A 2,004-nucleotide genomic window follows, 5' to 3' on the forward strand; every position below is an offset into this window, starting at 1 on the left:
TCGCTTATACCCGTTTCTTGTCATCACCTCGAAGATCGCCCCACGCTTTGCATCGACGAAATTATGTTCGACGGTCACGATACTGGGCTTGTACGTCTGGAAATCGAACGCGCCGAGAATGCTGAGCTCGGCCCCTTTGGTGTCGATCAAGATATAATCGATGCCGCCGGATACATCCCTGGAGTGACCTTCGTAAAAAGAGCGCGGGTTGAGCTAGCCACCTTATCCGATTGGCTACCCGACCTCGTTAATGTACGCTTGCCGCGTTCCAACCGAGACCGAACCGCGGCCAGGCCAAGCCAGGCAATGATTGTTTAATGCACCTCATTTGATAATTCTCTTAAGGTGGTAATATCTTCGTATTTTCGGTTAGTTTTTGAAAATTTGTTACCCATCTTACTCATGATGCCAGGCCAATTAAGAAACGCAATTAATAATATTATTGCCGGAGTTAATTCTCTGAATATCAAAGTTATTTTTTGAAGTAACAATCCACGCGGCCCCGGATGAGTATCGAAACTATCAACCACGATACCTCCGTGCTTCGCAGCATACTGCATTTTAGGTACCCACCATGGATTGCCCGGATACGTGTCAGACGCTGACCTGCCATTCAAGATGTCTCGTATCAACGGCGCGTTTGCCGCCTCGAGATCGGAGTCGTAATATCTCCATTGACCATCGACCTTCGCCGTTACAGCAAAATGTCCGCGTCCAGCTGGTTCAGCATTGGGCCAAGCAAAACGTACAGCGGCGTAATGCATACCAAACCGATGCAACAATTCCATGAAAACTATCGACTGTTGACTGCACATGGCATGACGATGGCGCAAGATACTATCTACGCCAATCGGAACGCTCAACCCATAAGGAGGCGCTCCACCTAAGGCCGAAAGTGCCCAGTTTTCCCGCCAAGAAGTGTGAGAAATACCATGTACAAACCGGTCTCGGACGAATTCGTCAATACCCTTGACCACCTTCTCATCGTGCGATCCATGTTGTCTTCTGATATACCTTGTTACGACAGGCATAGCTTTATCGATCGTATCAATCCACGCTAGACTGTAGCGCCATTGTTCTTTTTGGGGCCCTAACGGCGTTCTTATTTTACTGCTCGAATACTGGAATGTTACCAGCAAAATTGCTGCTAATATTAGTATTATAGATATTAGTTTACTAAACTTCATATTTAACTTAATCTATGATATATAAATATCTTATAACATAGATTTAATGGTATGTCACTTAGCTCTACTATATCTTTCGTTTTTGTAGAAAAATATGATCCAAGACAAGTCCCTTAGGGCAATCTCTTTATTGTCTAACGTTTTAGAGTGACTACCAAAGCAACGAGCTTTTTTGCACCAGGTAGTGACACGGCGGAAGTCATTAGGCAGCAGAAGGCGTTCTCCACCAGTGACGTCGCGGTCTCGCTATGTATCGTAGCGGATGGTTCGCCTGCGGTTTCGGCGCCTGAGAATGACGGGGATCCCGCCTGCCTGACAGAGCGAACGGCGATTAAAGCGATTATAGATCGCCATTGACGGAGCGTATTCGCGCGGCAGTTGCGCCATCGAGATCACACTTTAAGCACGTGAACGATGTCCGAAATCGCCAGTCGGCCATCGACCTGTCGAGCGCGAGGCTGGTTATTGGAAAAATTCCGTTTGATCACTGACCTCCTGCGTCTTGAACACCGTCGCGCTTTACCGTGCCGCTTCGGGCAGGAAGCTCGCGCACAGCGAATGGTCTGCGACCTACGCCGGGTCATAACCCGCAACCGAAGCGGGCGCCTTTAGGGACTTGGGGCAGGTCTTCGGAGCAAGAACCGCCCAAGTACAAACTGCTCGACGCCCCAACATCAACCGCGCGCATCGCTGTGAGCCGACACGGATGACATTCGAGCCAAGGTCTCAGCGCTTGGCTCGAATGCCCGAAATCAGAATTCGATATCCTGGTGGACATACCAATCGTCAAACATCGAAAGCGCTTCGAAATGTCGCT

General features: G+C 48.9%; 2 protein-coding genes. Both read right to left on the reverse strand.

Annotation, left to right across the window (positions count from 1 at the left end):
- Positions 1-162, reverse strand: a 162-nt coding sequence (locus tag C8J26_RS21250) for an FkbM family methyltransferase (RefSeq protein WP_425275423.1), incomplete at its 3' end; no start/stop codon positions are given.
- A 152-nt stretch (positions 163-314) separates the two neighbouring features.
- The gene (locus tag C8J26_RS20290; protein WP_146168934.1) at positions 315-1,187 is read right to left on the reverse strand and encodes a hypothetical protein; all 873 of its coding nucleotides are present in this window, start codon (positions 1,185-1,187) and stop codon (positions 315-317) included.
- Between the last annotated feature and the right edge of the window lie 817 nt (positions 1,188-2,004).

Source organism: Sphingomonas aurantiaca (assembly GCF_003050705.1).
Taxonomy (GTDB): Bacteria; Pseudomonadota; Alphaproteobacteria; order Sphingomonadales; family Sphingomonadaceae; genus Sphingomonas; species Sphingomonas aurantiaca.